The 17,757-nt window shown below is 62.5% G+C and carries 18 protein-coding genes; 7 read left to right on the forward strand and 11 right to left on the reverse strand.

The genetic code is table 11. From position 1 onward, the window contains the following. The first annotated feature begins 43 nt into the window (after positions 1 to 43). The 6 genes from HWX91_RS34240 (at position 44) to HWX91_RS34265 (ending at position 6,702) form a co-directional block, all read left to right on the forward strand. Positions 44 to 886 (forward strand): NAD-dependent epimerase/dehydratase family protein, encoded by an 843-nt coding sequence (locus HWX91_RS34240; protein ID WP_028197349.1) that lies wholly within the window; start codon positions 44 to 46, stop codon positions 884 to 886. Further along, entirely contained in the window at positions 883 to 1,812 is a 930-nt protein-coding gene (locus HWX91_RS34245) for an SMP-30/gluconolactonase/LRE family protein (RefSeq protein WP_028197348.1), read from the forward strand. Before HWX91_RS34240 ends, HWX91_RS34245 begins: the two co-directional genes overlap by 4 nt. A 630-nt stretch (positions 1,813 to 2,442) precedes the next feature. Then, a complete protein-coding gene (locus HWX91_RS34250; protein ID WP_028197347.1) occupies positions 2,443 to 3,435 on the forward strand; it encodes a TRAP transporter substrate-binding protein in 993 nt (330 codons plus the stop codon). Between the two features lie 142 nt (positions 3,436 to 3,577). After that, on the forward strand, positions 3,578 to 4,057 hold the full coding sequence (locus tag HWX91_RS34255) for a TRAP transporter small permease (protein ID WP_028197346.1): 480 nt from the start codon (positions 3,578 to 3,580) through the stop codon (positions 4,055 to 4,057). 7 nt (positions 4,058 to 4,064) lie between these two features. Beyond that, the gene (locus tag HWX91_RS34260) at positions 4,065 to 5,417 is read left to right on the forward strand and encodes a TRAP transporter large permease (protein WP_028197345.1); all 1,353 of its coding nucleotides are present in this window, start codon (positions 4,065 to 4,067) and stop codon (positions 5,415 to 5,417) included. Between the two features lie 73 nt (positions 5,418 to 5,490). Beyond that, on the forward strand, positions 5,491 to 6,702 hold the full coding sequence (locus HWX91_RS34265) for a porin (protein WP_028197344.1): 1,212 nt from the start codon (positions 5,491 to 5,493) through the stop codon (positions 6,700 to 6,702). Positions 6,703 to 6,814: 112 nt separating this feature from the next. Here HWX91_RS34265 and HWX91_RS34270 read toward each other — a convergent pair whose 3' ends face one another. From HWX91_RS34270 to HWX91_RS34280, 3 genes are read right to left on the reverse strand one after another with little or no spacing between them, the layout of a single operon-like run. Further along, entirely contained in the window at positions 6,815 to 7,048 is a 234-nt protein-coding gene (locus HWX91_RS34270; protein ID WP_255246789.1) for a 4-oxalocrotonate tautomerase, read from the reverse strand. After that, positions 7,049 to 7,825, reverse strand: coding sequence for a class II aldolase/adducin family protein (locus tag HWX91_RS34275; protein ID WP_028197342.1), 777 nt, complete (start codon positions 7,823 to 7,825; stop codon positions 7,049 to 7,051). It lies immediately after the preceding gene. Between the two features lie 45 nt (positions 7,826 to 7,870). Beyond that, entirely contained in the window at positions 7,871 to 8,836 is a 966-nt protein-coding gene (locus HWX91_RS34280; RefSeq protein WP_042275356.1) for an urea transporter, read from the reverse strand. Between the two features lie 272 nt (positions 8,837 to 9,108). Between HWX91_RS34280 and HWX91_RS34285 the strand changes: the two genes are divergently transcribed. Continuing rightward, entirely contained in the window at positions 9,109 to 9,663 is a 555-nt protein-coding gene (locus HWX91_RS34285; RefSeq protein ID WP_028197341.1) for a putative glycolipid-binding domain-containing protein, read from the forward strand. Here HWX91_RS34285 and HWX91_RS34290 read toward each other — a convergent pair. The 8 genes from HWX91_RS34290 to HWX91_RS34325 form a co-directional block, all read right to left on the reverse strand. Beyond that, the gene (locus HWX91_RS34290; RefSeq protein ID WP_028197340.1) at positions 9,638 to 10,621 is read right to left on the reverse strand and encodes an alpha/beta fold hydrolase; all 984 of its coding nucleotides are present in this window, start codon (positions 10,619 to 10,621) and stop codon (positions 9,638 to 9,640) included. The genes HWX91_RS34285 and HWX91_RS34290 overlap by 26 nt on opposite strands. Beyond that, the gene (locus HWX91_RS34295) at positions 10,618 to 11,499 is read right to left on the reverse strand and encodes a metal-dependent hydrolase (protein ID WP_028197339.1); all 882 of its coding nucleotides are present in this window, start codon (positions 11,497 to 11,499) and stop codon (positions 10,618 to 10,620) included. Before HWX91_RS34295 ends, HWX91_RS34290 begins: the two co-directional genes overlap by 4 nt. A gap of 91 nt (positions 11,500 to 11,590) precedes the next feature. Further along, entirely contained in the window at positions 11,591 to 12,499 is a 909-nt protein-coding gene (locus HWX91_RS34300) for an SDR family NAD(P)-dependent oxidoreductase (RefSeq protein WP_028197338.1), read from the reverse strand. A gap of 48 nt (positions 12,500 to 12,547) precedes the next feature. After that, positions 12,548 to 14,152, reverse strand: a complete 1,605-nt coding sequence (locus HWX91_RS34305) for a flavin-containing monooxygenase (RefSeq protein WP_028197337.1) — start codon at positions 14,150 to 14,152, stop codon at positions 12,548 to 12,550. Between the two features lie 165 nt (positions 14,153 to 14,317). After that, complete coding sequence (locus HWX91_RS34310; RefSeq protein ID WP_030100831.1) at positions 14,318 to 15,316, reverse strand: sulfonate ABC transporter substrate-binding protein; 999 nt, start codon at positions 15,314 to 15,316, stop codon at positions 14,318 to 14,320. Positions 15,317 to 15,426: 110 nt separating this feature from the next. Beyond that, on the reverse strand, positions 15,427 to 16,278 hold the full coding sequence (locus HWX91_RS34315) for a MerR family transcriptional regulator (protein WP_028197335.1): 852 nt from the start codon (positions 16,276 to 16,278) through the stop codon (positions 15,427 to 15,429). Positions 16,279 to 16,529: 251 nt separating this feature from the next. Next, on the reverse strand, positions 16,530 to 17,141 hold the full coding sequence (locus HWX91_RS34320; RefSeq protein ID WP_028197334.1) for a GNAT family N-acetyltransferase: 612 nt from the start codon (positions 17,139 to 17,141) through the stop codon (positions 16,530 to 16,532). Between the two features lie 246 nt (positions 17,142 to 17,387). After that, positions 17,388 to 17,693: a hypothetical protein gene (locus HWX91_RS34325; protein WP_028197333.1), complete on the reverse strand. Its 306-nt coding sequence runs from the start codon at positions 17,691 to 17,693 to the stop codon at positions 17,388 to 17,390. Positions 17,694 to 17,757: the final 64 nt, after the last annotated feature.

Genomic DNA, 17,757 nt, shown 5'->3' on the forward strand with positions numbered 1-17,757 from the left:
CAGAGCTCATCGTACTGCTGGCAATCACGACAAAGACTGAGATATGACTGACTCGAACCCTGACCGCACGGCGGCGCAAAAGCCTTTCCGCCGTCTTCTGCTCACCGGCGCTGCCGGCAATCTCGGCCAGCAAGTGCGCGGCGCGCTCGCCGCGTGGGCCGATATCGTGCGCGTTACCGATATCGCGCCGCTGGGAGACGTCGCGGCGCATGAAGAGGCCTCGATTGTCGACCTCGCCGATGAAGCCGCGGTTCACGCGCTGCTCGAAGGTGTGGACGCAGTCGTTCATCTCGGCGGCATTTCCGTCGAGGCGCCGTTCGAAGACCTGCTCGAAGCGAATATCCGCGGCCTGTACAACCTCTATTCGGCCGCGCAGAAGCAGGGCGTGAAGCGCATCGTGTATGCGAGCTCGAATCATGCGGTGGGGTTTCATCCCACCACGTCGGTACTCGATATCGATGCGCCGCTGCGTCCCGACAGCCTGTATGGCGTGACGAAGTGCTTCGGCGAGTCGTTGTCGCGCTATTACTTCGACCGCTTCGGTCTCGAGACAGTGTGCTTGCGGATCGGCTCGTCGTTCGAGCAGCCAAAAAATCCGCGCATGCTCGTCACCTATCTGAGCTTTCGCGACCTTATCGAACTGGTGCGTTGCTCACTGTTTACCAACCGGGTCGGGCACGCAATCGTTTATGGCGTTTCCGACAACCGGACCAAATGGGTCGACAACACCAAGGCGGCGTTTCTCGGTTTTCGCCCGCAGGACAGTTCGATCGAATTTGAGCATCTCTTCCCGGTCGCGGCGCCCACCGCCGAGCTCGACGATCCGACCCAGCGTTTCCAGGGCGGCCCGTTTGTGCTGGCGGGTCCGATGGAGCCTAAGCGATGAGCGGCGTGGCAAACCCGCGTGTGGAGCGTGTCGAAGCGGCAAACCAGGCGCCCGCGTCGGTCGGCGAGAGCCCGGTGTGGCGCGCGGCGGAGCAGGCGCTCTACTGGGTGGATATTCCGGCGCAAAAGATTGTGCGGCTGCGGCCCGCTTCGGCGGAGCGCGCCGAGTGGCAATTGCCGGAGAAAGTGGCCTGTCTGGCGTTCGATCGGCACGGCACGGTGCTGGCGGGCTGCGAGACGGCGCTGTTCTCGGTCACGCTGACCAAGGGTACGTCCGGTACCGAACCGCTGGCCGTGACGCCACGGAGGCTTGCCGCACCGGTCTTCCCGTTCGCCGATATGCGTTTCAACGACGGCCGGTGTGATCGGCAAGGGCGCTTCTGGTCCGGCACGATGGTTCAGGACATGGCAGCGGCAAATCCCGCCGGCGCGCTTTATCGCTTCGATGAGCGCGGCGTGTTGTCGGAGCCTTTTGTCGACGCCTTGATCACGCAAAATGGTCTGGCATGGTCGCCCGATGGGGCCACGATGTATCTGTCGGACTCGCATCCCCTGCGCCGGCAGATCTGGGCATTCGACTACGACGTCGAGACGGGCGAGCCGCGCAACCGGCGCGTATTCGCCGACCTGCACGATTACGCCGGACGTCCCGACGGCGCGGCGGTGGATGTGGATGGCTGCTACTGGATCTGCGCGAACGACGCGGGTCTGCTGTTTCGCTTTACCCCGCAAGGCAAGCTCGATCGGCAGATTGCCGTGCCGGCCATCAAGCCGTCGATGTGCGCATTCGGCGGCAACAACCTCGATACGTTGTTCGTGACGTCGATTCGCCCCGCGACCGGCGCGAGCGAACACGACGGCCATCTGTTAGCCGTCCGCCCCGGTGTGACGGGGCTGCCCGAGCCTGAGTACGCGGGCGAACTGTGAAGAAATGACGCCCATGTGACTGGGCGCCGGGGCATTAGCATGTCGGCGCCCAACAGTAGTCGTTATTTATTCATCGCTCGTCGTACAACATAGTGGCATAAATGCCACTTTCGGGTCATCTTCCTCTCTACGAAAAATATAAATCCACAAGATAGGAGATCGGCTTATATCCTTGTATGTATTAGCTTTTTGCCGAATTTAAACTCGGAAACTCTTACGTTCAACTTGCCTTCGTGCGGGTAAATACCGGCTGTACAACTTAGCTTACGTTTTATAGACTTCATATGTCGTCGTACAACATGTAGGGCCAAACAATTTCATTTCGAGACACGTTTGGCCGCTGCACAAGGAGAGCGGCGTTCTCCGCGCGCGATCGACGCGCGCGAGGTTCAGCCGATGCAGTTGAAGCAAGGAAGTCTGATTGTCAGAGAGGAGTGCTGAGCATCTGTGCCGGGGAAAAAACGCACAGATCCGCACGTTATCACTCTCTCCCCGAAAGTGGGGTGATCGTACGGCAGAGAAAAAGCGCGGCATTTTTTGAAGCCGGGAGACGCATTAAAACCATGTCGCAACATCCGCACGCGGCCCGCCGCAATCGATTGGATGATCTATTTTTCAAGGAATGTCACGATGAACAAGAAGTTTGCCTCTTCCCGTGTCTCGATGATTGTCGCGGCCTCCGTGCTGGCGTTCAGCACCGTGTCGGCACACGCTCGCGTGTTCCGCGTGTCGGACGTGCATGGCGACACCTATCCGACCAATATGGCCGTGAAGTACATGGGCGAAGAAATCAGCAAGGCAACCGGTGGCAAGGATTCCGTGAAGGTCTTCGGCAACAGCGCGCTGGGCTCCGAAAACGACACGATCGATCAGGTGCGTATTGGCGCACTGGATATGGCGCGCGCCAACGGCGCGGCATTCAACGAGATCGTGCCTGAATCGATGATCCCGTCGCTGCCGTTCCTGTTTCGCGACATCGACCATTTCCGCAAAGTGATGTACGGCCCGGAAGGCCAGAAGATTCTCGACGCCTTCTCGGCGAAGGGCATGATCGCGCTGACGTTCTATGAGAGCGGCGCGCGCTCGATGTACGCGAAGAAGGCGATCCATTCGCCTGCCGACATGAAGGGCCTCAAGGTGCGTGTGCAGCCTTCGGACCTGATGGTCGACGAAATCAAGGCGATGGGCGGCACGCCGACACCGATGCCGTTCGCCGAAGTCTATACCGGCCTGAAGACGGGTCTCGTGGATGGCGCTGAGAACAACCTGCCGTCGTACGAAGAAACCAAGCACTTCGAGGTCGCGCAGGTCTATTCCGAAACCCAGCATTCGATGACCCCGGAAGTTCTGGTGTTCTCCAAGAAGGTATGGGACACGCTGACGCCGCAGGAGCAGGCCATCATCAAGAAGGCAGCGGCCGACTCGGTGCCGTACTACGAGAAGCTGTGGACCGCGCGCGAGGCTGACGCGGCCAAGACAGTCGCCAAGGGCGGCGCGACGCTCATCCCCGCGTCGCAGATCGACCGTCCGGCTTTCGTGAAGGCGATGCAGCCGGTCTGGGCGAAGTATGAAAAGACTCCGCAAATGAAGCAGCTCGTCGACGAAATCCAGGCAATCAAATAAGTTGGAAGCAACGCGGTGGCGAAAGGCCTGACAGCACCTGCTGCGGGTCTTTCGTGCCGTGTGGTTTCCTGATCTGTCCGGTGACGGGCGGAAGGATTCCTGAATATTAAAACCAGGTCCGATGTAGGCAAGGATGGGGTCAATGAGTTTCATGAAGCGCCCAAATGATGTTCTCTTTCGCGTGCTGGTTGTCGTGGCGTCGGCGAGTCTCGCCACGCTGTGCCTGCTGGTGATCTATAGCGTGGTGATGCGCTATGTTTTCAGCGATGCACCGGATTTCGTCGAACCCATTGCGCTGCTGCTGGTGATCGTGATCGCCATGTTCGGCGCCGCGCTCAAGGTTCGCGAAGGCGGTCATATCGGGCTTGACTCGCTAGTCAAGAAATTGCCGCCGAACGGCCAGGTGGTCGCGCATGCGTTCCAGCATCTTTGTCTGATCGTGCTGGCCGTGGCGATTTTCTTCGGCTGCCTGCAGATGGCCGAGACGACGATGGACGACAAGATTCCAATTCTCGGTCTTCCGGAAGCGCTTCGTTATGTGATCCCGGTTATCGCCAGCGCCTGCATCGCTCTGTTCTCGCTAGAGAATCTGCTGGGGCTTTTCGCACAGAAACACAAATAGAAGAATCATGGAACTTGCCATCCTCTCAGTTAGTTTCCTCGTTTTCCTCGTATTCGGGGTTCCTGTTTCGTTTGCGCTGGGACTTTCGTGCGTCCTGACTTATCTGTATGAAGGCTTGCCGGCGGCCACCGCCATGCAGTCGATGATTTCGGGGATGAATGCGTTTTCGTTTCTCGCCGTCCCATTCTTCATTTTCTCGGGCGAGTTGATGTTGCACGGCGGTATCGCCGACCGCATCCTGCGTTTCGCGCAGGCCACCGTGGGCCATTTCCGCGGCGGCCTGGGCATGGCGAACGTGGTTGCGTGCACGTTGTTCGGCGGCGTGTCCGGCTCGCCGACGGCGGACACGTCCGCGATGGGCGGCGTGGTCATTCCGCTGATGAAGCGTGAAGGCTACAGCGCGGCCTACGCGGTCAACGTGACGACCCATTCGTCGCTCGCAGGCGCGTTGATGCCCACCTCGACGAACATGATCATTTACGCGTTCGCGGCTCAAGGCATTACTGGCACGTTGAACGGTCAGCGGCTGAGCGGCGTGTCGATCGGCGATCTGTTGTTCTCCGGTCTGTTGCCGGTGCTGTGGGTGATGGGTTTCGTGCTTATCGCCGCGTACTGGCAGGCGGTCAAGTTCGGCTATCCGCGCCGTCCTGACGGCTCGACCGAATTGCAGCGTTTTCCCGGCTGGCTCGCGGTGGTCCGCACGTTTCTGGGCGCGTTGCCGGGCTTGATGGTGATCGCGATCATTCTGTTCTGCGTGGCAAGAGGGATTGCCACCGCGACGGAAGCGGCAGCCATTGCCGTGGCTTACTCACTCGTGTTGACCATCGTCGTGTATCGCACGATGACGAGGCAGAAGCTCTTTCATGCGCTGTCCAAGGCGGCTAAAACCACCGGCGTGGTGCTGCTGCTGATCGGCGTGTCGAACATGCTGCGCTACCAGATGGCCTATCTGGAGATTCCCGACGCAATCGAGCACATGCTCGACGGCGCAACGAGTCACGCATGGCTGATGCTGCTTTACATCAACATCATCCAGATCTTTCTCGGCACCTTCGTCGACATGGCGGCGCACATCCTGATCACGACACCGTTGTTCCTGCCGATGGCGATGCACGCCGGCGTGGGCCCGGTGCAGTTCGGGATCATGATCCTGCTGAACTGTGCGTTGGGTCTCGTGCATCCGCCGATCGGCTCGGTGCAGTTCATCGGTTGCGCGATCGGCAACGTGTCGATCGGTGAGACGACCAAGGTGGCGTGGCCTTACTACCTGGCGATCTTCAGCGCGATCAACATTGTGACGTACGTACCGTTGTTTTCGACGTGGTTGCCTAGCCTGATCAATGGCCACCCGGTGTTTTAACGCTTGATCAGGAGTCGGCGCCTGTAGAGGACTGCCAGACACGAAGAATAAGTTTTTTTACAGAGGAGCAGAAATGAAAAAGGCAATCGCAACCTCGGCCCTTGGGTTGGTCGCCCTCGGCGCGCACGCTCAGAGCAGCGTGACGTTGTACGGTATCGTCGATACGGGGATCGGCTATCAGAGCAGCCAGACGTCGCTCGGTTCGACGTCGGGCGGCCGCTCGGTGATCAAGATGGTGAACGGCATCTGGGCGGGCAGCCGCTTCGGCCTGAAGGGCGGCGAAGATCTGGGTGGTGGCACGAAGGCGATCTTCCAGTTGGAAGAAGGCTTTAACAGTGCAACCGGCGCGCAGTCCGTTTCCGGCCTGGCGTTCAACCGTCAGGCGTATGTCGGCGTGACCAATGCCAGCTACGGTACGCTGACGGCAGGCCGCCAGTACACCTCGTACTACACGTTGCTGTCGCCGTATAGCCCGACCACGTGGCTGACGGGCGCTTACGGCGCACACCCGGGCGATATCGATTCGCTGGATACGCTGTACCGCGCGAATAACTCGCTGGTGTACACCTCGCCGAGCATGCATGGCCTGACGGTGAGCGGTTCGTATTCGCTGGGCGGCGTGGCAGGCAGGACCAATGCCGGCTCGACGATCAGCGCGGCGGTTCAGTACCTGAACGGTCCGTTCGGGATCGCGGCGGGCTATCAGCGCATCAACAACTCGACGCTGGGCGGCGGCGCGTGGGGGGCTGATTCCACGACCTCGAATGCCGGCGCGCAGACGGCTGTGTCGGGTATCAACAACGGCTACCAGACGGCGCAGGCGCAGCAGCGCGTGGCGGTGACGGGCGGCTATGCGTTCAGCTCGCAATGGGACATCTCGTTCTCGTACTCGAACGTGCAATACGTCCCGGGCGTGAATTCGGCGTTCCACAACGAGGCGATCTTCAATACGGCTGGCGCTGTGCTGCACTACAAGCCGCTGACGGCGCTGGACCTGGCCGCCGGCTATAGCTACACGCGCGCAACGCAGGCGAATGGCATCACGAGCGCGGCGAGCTATCAGCAGTTCAATCTCTCGCAGTACTACAGCCTCTCAAAGCGGACCGGCCTGTACGCGCTGGAAGCTTACCAACGTGCGGGTGGCCAGACTCTGGCTCCAAACAAGGCCGGTACGTCCACGAGCATCATCAACGCAACGGCCGACATCGGCGACGGTCAGAACGGCGCACCGTCCTCGTCGCGCAGCCAGTTTGCGGCAGGCGTAGGCATCATCCACCGGTTCTGATCGGTCTGGTGGCGTGGCGGCGTCTGCTGATGCCGCCACAGCGACGCGAGTCGAATACGCGTCGCCGGAAAGACCTGCTGCGCGTGCAATACGCGCAGCATTTTCACTTGCCTCATGCGTCCGCTTCGGACCACAAACGCCCACCTGTTGCCCAGTTCTCGCGCTTGACGTCGGTCAGAATGATATCCACTGAGTTCGGTTCGACGCCGAGCGATTCGCAAGTCGCCTTGGTAATGGCTTCGACGAACTGACGTTTCTGTTCCAGCGAGCGGCCTTCGAAGAGTTCGATATGAAACGTGGGCATTGCGTGACTCCGTGGTGAATAGCGTAGCGTTGAAAAATGAATCTAGTCCCGGTACGTGCGATCGAGCCGGTCGAGCTTGCGTAGCAAGGCGGGCCATTCCAGCGCGCCTTCGATTGCGCCGCCGTCAAACAGTTGCTCGGCTGTGCGAGCGGCTACGGCATCGCTCGGCACGACGAGTTCGCTGCCGCACGCCTGTGCCTGCAACTGGATTTCGCAAGCCTTGATCAGCGTCGCCATCAACACATAAGCTTCGGCAATCGTGCGGCCGGCGGTGAGCGTGCCGTGATTGCGCAACAGCATGGCAGGTTTGTCGGCGAGATGCGCGACGAGTCGTTCGCCCTCGGCCGGCGTAAAGGCGAGGCCTTCGTAATCGTGATACGCGAGGTGGCCGTAAAAGCGCAGTGCGTGCTGCGACGCCGGCAGCAATCCGGCCGGTTGAGCGGAAACCGCCACGCCCGCGGTATTGTGCAAGTGCATCACGCAGAACGCGTCGGCGCGGGCCGCATGCACGGCGGCGTGCAGCGCAAAACCGGTGGCGTTGACCGGATGTTCGCTCGCGCCCACGACGTTGCCTTCGATATCGATCTTCACCAGGTTTGACGCGCACACTTCGTCGAACGCGAGACCGAACGGATTGATCAGGAAGTGGCCCGGTTCGCCGGGAACGCTGGCCGAGATATGCGTGTAGACCAGATCGTCCCAGCCGTTGAGCGCCGCGAGGCGGTAGGCGGCGGCCAGGTCGACGCGGGTCTGCTGTTCGGCTTCGGACCTCGGCCCTGCCTCGGTGACACGGCCGGTGGGCGTATGGGTGAACGACATGTGTGTCTCCTGAGATTGCCTGGTGGGTTCGGGCTGCGGTTGCGCCTAACCCGCGCGTCTGACCGATGCAGACGACGTTCCGGCCGAAGCCGGCGACGTGACACGCCGTCCGGTTCCGCCATGCGCGGCCGGTTCGGACACTGCCGCGGCATGCGCGAATCGGCCAGCGAGCCACTGCATGCTCCACGTCGCGAGTACGAACGGCGCAGTCATGGCCGGCAACGCATAGTAGGTGGCAGTCATTTGCAGCGCCACGGAAAGCATCACGCCCCCAAGCGTCGCCGCGATGCCGGAATCGGCCAGCGCGATCGCCGTCAGCACGCCATTGAATCCTAACAGGCCGGCGTCGAACGAGCCCGGGCTCGCGCCGAGCAACAGATGCGCGGCGCTTGCTAGGGCCGCGCCGGCCAGCGCCCACAACGCATGCCGTCTTGAAGCAGCCGCAATGCCGATCAACACGAGCAAGCCCGGCAGCGCGCCAGACGCAAAACCGGTTTGCGCGAATCCGGCGAGTACGCCGCTGCTCAATTGCGCCGCCCGAGGTGCGTGCTCTGTAAGGGAGAGCGTTTGCTGCGTGACGCGTGTCGCCAGCGGCAACCAGAGCCATGTGACGATCAAACAGGGGCTGGAGAAATAGCCGAGCCCACGCGCACGCAGCCAGCGCGACCACGGTTCCAGCAGCCACGCAGCCCCTGTCGCGGCCAGAATCGCCACAGCGGCGGCGGTCGCGTTGGCGGCGATGAAACTGAATGCGGCGAGACCGGCCAGCGCACCATTAAAGCCGTGCAGACCGGCCTGCGTGTCGTCTTCCGGAGATCCGGCCAACACCGCGCTGACGTTGGCCGCGACTGCGCCCATCAACGCCGCGCAGGCGAGGCGCGGATCGCATAGCAGCCATGCGGCGAGCAGGCACGCGCCGGTGAACGCGTTCGGCTGCAGCACGATCTGGCCGAAACTGCGCAACAGGGTGCGCATGGCGGCGGATTGTGCTTCGGTTGCAGGGGCGAGCATGATCAGGGGCGGCGAATTCGAGGCGGCGTGACGCTGCCGCGTGCGGTTCAGACGCGCGCGGCGGGCCAGGTTGACGGTGAACCGCGAGCATAGGCCACTTGCCTCACATCAGGCATCGTCAGATGTTGATAGTGGCTATTTGCGACACGTATGCTGCATGGCGCCATGAGCTGGAAAATTGCGCGTTCGGCGAACCGAAAGCTTTCGCGCTAGGATAAGAATCCGGCGCGCATGCCGTTCCGGTTCATTTCGTTCCAGAAGGAGACTGACTGATGCGTGAACTACGGTGGGCATCGGAAGAGGGCGACGGTTTCGAACATCTTGCGTTCGAGGCGCGCGCGGACGGCTTCGCAGTGGAAAGCGTCCTGGTCGGGCAGCGCTACGGCAAAGCGTACGGCCTGCACTACAAGGTACGCAGCGACGAGCAATGGCGTACGACCTATGCGTGGCTGAAGATCGTCGGCGGCGCCGAGCTGGAATTGCACGGCGACGGTGCCGGCCATTGGCGCGATGGAGATGGCCACGTGCTGAAGGCGATTGAAGGGTGCATCGATATCGATATCGCCGCCACGCCCTATACGAATACCTTGCCGATCCGCCGTCTGCAACTGGCCGAAGGCGAGCGCAAGCCGATTTCCGTCGCCTATATTTCGACGCCGGATTTGCAGGTCACGCGTGCCGAACAGGCGTATTCGTGCATCGAGTTGAATCGGGTGTATCGCTACGAAGGCATCTTCCGCAATTTCACCGCGGACCTGACGGTGGATGAAGACGGCCTCGTGATCGACTATCCGACGCTATTTACACGCCTGCCGCGCGAGCGTTGACCTGCGTCGAGGTGTCGGGACCGCCGCCTTCCGATGGACGCTGGACCTGGTGCAGTTCCACGAAGCGCTCGATGCCTGCCGCGATGCGTTCGGGCTCGCGCAGTACCACCCAATGACCGGCATCGATTTCGGTGCGGCCGTATGCACCGAGCCAGCCTTCGAGCCCCACGGAGAGCTCGGGCCCGACGTAGCGATCGCGCAGCGGCACGATGAATTGCACGGGCGCATGTGCATGGCGTGCACGTGGATGCAGCAGCCTGTCGATGAAATTGGCGCGGTAGAGATTCAGGCCGTTGATGGCGTTGCGCATTTGCGCGGGGTCCCGCTCGGGGCGCACCCGTTCCGTCACGCGCAGCCATAACGGCCACATGCGTGCGCCGCCCGTACGCCACACCAACTCCGGCAGCAACGGCAGGTGAAAGAAAAAGATGTACCAGGACTTGAGCGTTTGCCGAAGACTGCTGCCAAATGGGCGCTTTGTTGTCTGATGGACTCCGGGCTGTTCCGCACGCTCAACGCCGGCGGCTGAACTCGCGCCGCGTAAGCCGAACGACGCATGGTCGAGGCACGGTCCGGAGATCGACGTATACGACGCAATGCGGCCTTTGAAGGCCGGGTCGGTGACGGCTTCCCAGCTTTGAATCGACCCCCAGTCGTGACCGACCAGGTGAAACGGCCGTGTGCCGCAGGTTGCATCGGCTACAGCCGCGAGATCGGCGGCGAGCCGCTCGAGCCGGTAAGCCGCGCGCGCTTCTGGCGCACCGGAAGCGCCGGCCCCGCGCACGTCGTAGCTGATGACACGGTAGCGCGCGTCGAGTTGCGCGCGCACCGGTTCCCACACCGCGGCCGAATCCGGATAACCGTGCACCAGCACGAGCGGCGGTGCGTCGCGCGGTCCGCTCACGTACACCGCGAGCCGCACGTCGCCGGCTTCGACCGACAGCGTGTCGCGTATCACGCGGCCGCCTGCACGCCGCGCCGGGCGGCTTTGCGGGCGCTTGGCGTGGCCGCGTTGGTGGCGTCAACCGCGGCCACGAGGCCGTCGATGCGCGATAGCTGCGCACGATTGTCGTGATCCCACGGATGGAAGCCTGGCCGGAAAAAGCTCAGCCACTCCCCGGCAATACGCGGAAACACGCCGTGGCGCGGACCGTACAGATACTTCACGACGCGCCACATGCCGCGGATATGGCCGCCGCGTTTGCGATCGGCGATCAGCAGGCGCACGTGGTAGTCGAACACGATCAGCCAGAAGGTCAGCGTGGTGGCGAGCATCGTGCCGGTGCGCAGCAGGTAGCGACCGAGGCCGGGCTTCAGCACCGTATTCCACACGTCGTAGGAAACCGACTTGTGTTCGGTTTCTTCGAGCGCATGCCACGTCCACATCTGCGTATAGCCTTCGACCGACCCGCCGATACGCGATGCATCCTCCAGCAGCAGGCCCGCCAGCATCGCGGTGTAGTGTTCGAGGCAGACCGTGACCGCGAGTTGATACGAATGCGGCAGGATCTTGCGGCCGAAGTTGAGAATCGCCCACAGGCGCTTGTCGAGCTTATGCGCGGGTAAGCCGGCTTCCTGCAGCAGATCGTTGTATTCGATGTGTTCGCGCGTATGCATCGCTTCCTGACCGATGAAGCCGAGCACCTGCTTCTTCAGCACGGGGTCGTCGATCTGGTCGCGGTAGTTGCGCACGCTGTCCATGAAAAAGCGCTCACCGGCCGGGAACAGCAGTGAAAGCGCGTTGAAGAAGTGGGTTACGTGCGAGCCCTGCACGTGCCAATCGCAGGCACGTTCCTGCGGTAAATTGAAACGGAGGTCGCGGCGAACCGGCATCATGGCCTTTCTCCTTGTGATCCTTTATATGCTGCTGAATGTGCTGAATGTGCTGATCGGACGGTCTGCATGGTGTGAGATGACGGCCTGCGCATCAGGCACGCCGCCCGTCCATTTGCGCGGCGCGGCGCGCGCGCTTTTCCGCAATGCGCTTCATGCGGCGCGTCTGCATCACGACCAGCGCCTGGTAGGCCGCCGGCAACGTACGCGCGAGCCAGTCGGCGGCGCGCGCGTCGCGGCCGATCAGCACGCGCCGCTTGTTCTTGCGCACGCCGTCGAGAATCACGCGTGCGGCTTCGTCGGCGGTGGTGATGAAAAACTTCTCAAAGTCGTCCTTGCCTTGCTGTTCGTTTTCCAGCATGAAGCCGACCATGTTCGACGAGATCCGGCTCGACTGCGCGATGCTCGTGCGAATGCCGCCCGGGTGCACGCAGGTCGCCGATACGCCGCACTTCATCAGATCGAGTTCCTGGCGCAATGCTTCCGTAAAGCCGCGCACGGCGAATTTGGTCGCGTTGTAGCCGCTCATGCCGGGCTGCGAGAACAGGCCGAATACGCTCGACGTATTGACGATGTGCCCCGCGCCCGACGCCTTGATATACGGCAGAAACGCTTTCGTGCCGTGCACCACGCCCCAGAAATTGATGCCGACGATCCACTCCAGGTCGGCGTACTCCATGCCTTCGATGGTGCTCGACAGCGCCACGCCCGCGTTATTGAACACGAGGTTCACACGCTGATGCTGCGCGGCCGTTTCGGCGGCCCAGTCGAACATCGCGGCGCGGTCCGACACGTCGAGCACGCGCGTGGTGATGCGCAGCGGCGAGCCGACCACATGTGGTGCAGCGGCCTGCGCGAGTTGCGCGGTTTCGGCGAGGCTCGTGGCATTGCGGTCGGCCAGCGCGAGGTGGCAGCCTTCGCGCGCCAACTGAATCGCGAGCGAACGGCCCATACCCGAGCCCGCGCCGGTGATGGCGGCTACTCTGTCGGTGAAGTTCTTCATTGGCTTATCTCCTGTCCTCTCTGAACGGTGCCTTGTCGTTATCGTTTTTCAGGTTGCTTCCGCCGACGTCGCCGCCGCATTGCCGTGCGCATGCACGGGCTGCGGCTGCGAGCTCGGGTGTCCGCCCAGCGGCTGCGCCGCGGGCGAATACGCGAGGTAGTCGTCCATGCTGAAGGTGCGGGTTGCCTGGCGGAATTTGTAGGCGAATCCTGGCCACAGCGTGGTGTTCTTGCCGGTCTTCGGATCGAGATACCAGCTCTTGCAACCGCCCGTCGACCAGATCGCGCGGCCGAGTTTCTGCTGGATCTTCTCGTTGTAGGCGCGCTCGACATGGGGGCGCACTTCGATCGCGGCGGCGCGCTCTGTGTTCATCGTCTTCAGCGCGCGCAGCACGTATTCGACTTGCGATTCGATCATGAACACCATCGAGTTGTGGCCGAGGCCGGTGTTCGGGCCGACGATCATGAAGAAGTTCGGATAACCAGGCAGCGTCGTACCGAGATACGCATGTGCGCCATCGCGCCATGTGTCGACGATATCGATGCCGCCACGGCCACGCACCACGCCGGCCGGGAACGGATCGGCCACCTGAAAGCCGGTGCCGAAGATCAGGCAGTCGGCCGGATGGCGCGCGCCGTCGGTCGTGATCACCGCGTCTTCTTCTATGCGGGCAATGCCGGTGGTTGTCACGGACACGTTCTGGCGCGACAGCGCGGGGAAGTAGTCGTTCGAGATCAGGATACGCTTGCAGCCCATCGTGTAGTTCGGTGTGAGCGTGGCGCGCAGTTGCGGATCGGGCACCTGGCGGCGCAAGTGCCGCTCAGCGACTTTCTGTGCGGTCTTCATCAGCGAAGGATGAATCGCGAAGCCGAAAGCGCGCGATTCGAGCATGCAGTAGAGCGCCGAACGCATGATCTTCTGCGTGAACGGTAGATGCCTGAACAGCCACTGCTCGAACGGCTTCACCGCGCGGTCGGCCTTCGGCATGATCCACGGTGGCGTGCGCTGGAACAGGTTCAGATGCGAGACGCGCGGCGCGATCTGCGGCACGAACTGGATCGCGCTCGCGCCGGTGCCGATCACCGCGACGCGTTTGCCTTCGAGCGGATACGTATGGTCCCAGTGCTGGGAATGGAACGCTTTACCCTTGAATGTCTCGATGCCCGGAATGTTCGGAATGGCCGCGCGCGAGAGTCCGCCCATTCCCGAAATCAGCACGCGGGCGGACCAGCGCTGGCCGTTTGCGAACATCAGTTGCCAGCGGTGGCGGGTTTCGTCGTAGATCGCGGAGGCAAGTTCATGCCCGAAGCGCAGATGACGCTGAATGCCGAACCGTTGCGTGCACGCTTCCAGATACGCGCGAATTTCCGGCTGACGCGCGAACATGCGGGTCCAGCGCGGATTCGGGGCGAAGGAGAACGAATAGACGTGGGATTGCACGTCGCAAGCGCAACCGGGGTAGTGGTTGTCACGCCAGGTGCCGCCCACCGACTCGGCCTTTTCCGCGACGATGAAATCGGTCATGCCGGCCTGGCGCAACCGGATCGCCATGCCCAGGCCGGCAAAGCCCGAGCCGATGATGGCGATATCGGTTTCGATGGGCGCGGATGCAGTGGGCGCCGCGTCGTCGAGGGGCATCATGCGTGCGTTCATCCGATCCGTCTCCTTTTATTCGCTCTTAACTGTTACATTGGTTGATGTAACAATAGAGGCTGTCAACGGATGACGCAAGCAACGGGTTAGACGGGAAACTCTATGGAGCGGAGAAGGCCGTGGCGTAAGGCTCGAGCGCCCTTTGTCCTTTCAGACCGCCAGTGCCTACTTGCCCGCCAGACTGGCTGCCACCTCGCGGTTTTGCCAGACATTGTCCTTCACGGTGATTTTTTGCGGAATCAGATGCGCGCCGTAGAACGCGTCGGCGACGATCTGCTGCGAGCGCACGATTTCGTCGGTCACGGCGGTGGTGCCGTACGGATAGCGGCGCACCCAGGTTTCGACCAGCTTCTGATCCAGACCGACCTTCGGTGCGATCAGCGCGGCGGTTTCCACTGGATGGTCGTTGACCCACAGGCCGGTGACGCGAAGTTGGCCGAGAATCGCGCGGATCACGTCGGGATGCTGCTGGGCGAACTCGCTCGTGGCTTCATAGAAGTTATAGGGACTATTGAGCTCCGAGTAATCGACCAGCGCGCGTGCCTTCAGCGTCTGTTGTGCGGAGGCGTAATAAGGGTCCCAGATCGCCCATGCGTCGACCGTGCCGCTTTCGAAGGCGGCGCGCGCGTCGGCGGGGGCGAGGTAGACCGGGCGAACGTCTTCGTAACGCAGGCCGGCTTTCTTCAGTGCCTCGAGTAGCAGGTAGTTGGAACTCGAACCCTTCTGCAACGCGACACGCTTGCCCTTCAGTTCCGCCACGCTGTGCAGCGTCGAATCGCCTCGGACCAGAATCGCTTCGGCATGACGCCCCGAGGGCTCCGCGCCGACGTACACGAAGCGCACGCCGCCGGCCTGCGCGAACACGGGCGGCGGCGCGCCGGTATAGCCGAAGTCGACGCTGTTCGCGTTCAGCGCTTCGAGCAATTGCGGGCCGGCCGGAAATTCGAACCACTTGATGCTGTAGCCGAGCGGTTTGAGCTTTTCGTCGAGTGAGCCTTGCGCCTTGAGGATCGCGAGCAGGCCCGACTTCTGATAACCAATGCGCAGCACGTTGGCCGGCTCGTTAGCCTTGCCGTTGCTGCTCTGCGCGTTCGCGCTCAAGGTGGCGAGCGCCGCCAGCAAGGTGGCGGCGATGTGAAGCGAAATACGGGTATGACGGGCCATCCTGCGAATCTCCATTGCGTTCGATCGATCGAAGATCGTCGCACGGACATCCCGCCGATCAAACGAAGCAATGCAGATTTGAATATGACGCGCGCGCGAACGCGGAGTGACTATTTTCTGGATTTATCTTTCTTCGCCGCGGTGGCTTCGGCCGGATGACCGAGCTTCTTTTCCATGATCGCCGCGACGCGGTCGCCGAGGTAATCGCCGGAAGCCTCTTCCAGCGCGCGGTTCATTTCGCTTTCGACCAGCACCATCGCCAGCGGCCGCACCCGCCAGATTGCGTCGACGAGCGCGGGCACGTCGGCAGGCGGCGGCAGCGCGTCGGCGTCGTAGCGGTCCAGCTGGCGGACCACCAGGTCGACCAGTGCCTTGGCGACCGCCTGAAAATGCGGCCGGGCGACGCCCACGGCGTCGAGCAGGTCGGCGAGCGGAATGCCTTCCTTGGCCATGGTCGCGCCGGCGGCCAGCGCGGTGGGGTTGCCGGACACGAAGGAGAGGCCGTCGCGCTCCAGCAAACCGAGATCGACCGCTTTGCCAAGCGCGCTCGGCGAGGCTTTGTCGCCGAACATCTGCAGCAGTTCGAGCAGCGAGTATTTCTTTGGCCGTTCGCGCGACCAGCGTCCGCCGATCGCGGTTTCAAGGCCGAGGATCGAACGCAGATCGTGGCCTTCGTCCACCGCCATGATCAGATCCTGAATGTTCGCGAGCGTGTAGCCGCGCGTGAGCAGATGGTTGATTAGCTTCAGACGCGACACATGCGTGTCGTCATATACGCCGACGCGGCCGCGCTTTTCCGGTGGCGCAAGCAGGCCGCGGTCCTGATAGGCGCGCACGTTGCGCACCGTGGTGTCGGTGACGCGTGCGAGTTCGTCGACCGTGTATTCGTTGCGCGGCGCGGCGCCTGGCGGGACGCTCGAGGCGTCGGGCAAGGGCGGAAAGGGGGGCGGCGTATTGGGCATGGAGGGATTTTAACGCGGTGGCCAACCCGGCGGCGAGTTTGGCGGCGAGTCCGGCTGGCAACGCGATGATTTGCATGGCTCCCGGCGCGGTGCGTCGCGATATGAATCTTCATCGGCGTTCAGGACACTGACGGAACGTGAAATGCCGGAATGCCTGGGCGTGCCGTTGGACGACGGGCCGGTGACTTACACCGCGGTGCTGCGCAAGCGGCCCTGACCTTGAGGGACGAATTGAAACCAGCGGCCGGGCTTTAGCCGCGTTCCTGCGCGATGTCGTCCGGCGCGGTCGAATCGCCGGCCCCCAAGGTCCGTTGCATCAGCGTGGTGTCGAGCCAGCGGCCATGCTTGAAGCCCACCGCCTTTAATGTGCCGGTCAATTCGAAACCCAGTTGCGCATGCAGGGACAGCGAGCCGCCGCTGCCGCCGTCGGCGATCACGGCGACCATCTGGCGCCACGGTCCGGTTTCGCAGCGTTCGATCAGCGCCTGCAATAACACGCGTCCTAGGCCTCGTCCGCGATACGCGTCGTTCACGTAGATCGAATCCTCGATCGTGTTCCGATACGCGGCGCGCGGCCGGTATGGCGTCGCGTAGCAATAGCCGGCGACTTCGCCGTCGATCTCGGCCACCATGTACGGCAACCCATGACTGCGCACCGATGCGAGCCGTGTGCGCAGATCGTCGACGGAAGGCGGAATTTCCTCAAACGAAGCGACGCCGGTCAACACGTGGTGGGCGTAGATCGCCTGGATCGCGGGCAGGTCGGCCTCGGTGGCGTCGCGGATCAATGGGGCGGGCAGTGGCGTCGGGGCGGCTGAATCGGTCGAATGGGGTGTGGAGGGGGCGGGGCGGGTGGTGCTCATACGTGTTCCTGTCGTGGCCGCTGAATCTGTGAATACGTTTTACTATGCCCGCCGCGCCCGCGAATTTGAAGCGCGTCAAAAATGGCCGCGATCTATAGGCAGTATGGGCGCCTGCATAAGTGAGCGGCACGGTCCGCGCCTCGCGTGGCGTGCCCGGCCACATGTCGCGGCCGGGCACTACGGATTCTCGTCGCGCAGCAGCCGGCGCATGGCGGCCGGCGTGTGATGTGTGGTGCGTTGCGCCGGTCAGTTGTGCGAGTAGGTGTCCGGTTGTTTCACATGCCCGTGGTAATGCCGGTGGCGCTTTGCCTTGTGCTTCGGCTTGGCCTTGGCGTTGCTTTTGGCTGGGGCATGGTCAGCGGGCTGCGGTTGCTGCTGGGCTTGCACCGGTTGCGGCTGCTGGGCCTGCGTGCCCGGCGTGGGTGCCGGATGGGCATTGCCGGACGGCAGCGTGCTCTGGCCTTCGCCGAAGCGAAAGGTTTGCGAGGTTTGCGCGTACGCGGTGGCGGACAGCGTCAGGGCAGCGAGTGCCACGCAAATCGAAAACTTCATGAATCCATCCTCCTTCTGAACGAGCCGCTGAGGATACCGCAATGCGGCCTTTGGCTTTTTCGGC

It is taken from the genome of Paraburkholderia fungorum (genome assembly GCF_902833645.1).
In the GTDB taxonomy this organism is placed as follows: domain Bacteria; phylum Pseudomonadota; class Gammaproteobacteria; order Burkholderiales; family Burkholderiaceae; genus Paraburkholderia; species Paraburkholderia fungorum.

Excerpts from the sequence above, each read along its gene's own strand:
- HWX91_RS34240 (WP_028197349.1), top strand. The coding sequence starts at position 44 with ATGACTGACTCGAACCCTGACCGCACGGCGGCGCAAAAGCCTTTCCGC.
- HWX91_RS34245 (WP_028197348.1), top strand. The coding sequence starts at position 883 with ATGAGCGGCGTGGCAAACCCGCGTGTGGAGCGTGTCGAAGCGGCAAAC.
- HWX91_RS34250 (WP_028197347.1), top strand. The coding sequence starts at position 2,443 with ATGAACAAGAAGTTTGCCTCTTCCCGTGTCTCGATGATTGTCGCGGCC.
- HWX91_RS34255 (WP_028197346.1), top strand. The coding sequence starts at position 3,578 with ATGAGTTTCATGAAGCGCCCAAATGATGTTCTCTTTCGCGTGCTGGTT.
- HWX91_RS34260 (WP_028197345.1), top strand. The coding sequence starts at position 4,065 with ATGGAACTTGCCATCCTCTCAGTTAGTTTCCTCGTTTTCCTCGTATTC.
- HWX91_RS34265 (WP_028197344.1), top strand. The coding sequence starts at position 5,491 with ATGAAAAAGGCAATCGCAACCTCGGCCCTTGGGTTGGTCGCCCTCGGC.
- HWX91_RS34275 (WP_028197342.1), bottom strand. The coding sequence starts at position 7,825 with ATGTCGTTCACCCATACGCCCACCGGCCGTGTCACCGAGGCAGGGCCG.
- HWX91_RS34280 (WP_042275356.1), bottom strand. The coding sequence starts at position 8,836 with ATGCTCGCCCCTGCAACCGAAGCACAATCCGCCGCCATGCGCACCCTG.
- HWX91_RS34285 (WP_028197341.1), top strand. The coding sequence starts at position 9,109 with ATGCGTGAACTACGGTGGGCATCGGAAGAGGGCGACGGTTTCGAACAT.
- HWX91_RS34295 (WP_028197339.1), bottom strand. The coding sequence starts at position 11,499 with ATGATGCCGGTTCGCCGCGACCTCCGTTTCAATTTACCGCAGGAACGT.
- HWX91_RS34300 (WP_028197338.1), bottom strand. The coding sequence starts at position 12,499 with ATGAAGAACTTCACCGACAGAGTAGCCGCCATCACCGGCGCGGGCTCG.
- HWX91_RS34305 (WP_028197337.1), bottom strand. The coding sequence starts at position 14,152 with ATGAACGCACGCATGATGCCCCTCGACGACGCGGCGCCCACTGCATCC.
- HWX91_RS34310 (WP_030100831.1), bottom strand. The coding sequence starts at position 15,316 with ATGGCCCGTCATACCCGTATTTCGCTTCACATCGCCGCCACCTTGCTG.
- HWX91_RS34315 (WP_028197335.1), bottom strand. The coding sequence starts at position 16,278 with ATGCCCAATACGCCGCCCCCCTTTCCGCCCTTGCCCGACGCCTCGAGC.
- HWX91_RS34320 (WP_028197334.1), bottom strand. The coding sequence starts at position 17,141 with ATGAGCACCACCCGCCCCGCCCCCTCCACACCCCATTCGACCGATTCA.
- HWX91_RS34325 (WP_028197333.1), bottom strand. The coding sequence starts at position 17,693 with ATGAAGTTTTCGATTTGCGTGGCACTCGCTGCCCTGACGCTGTCCGCC.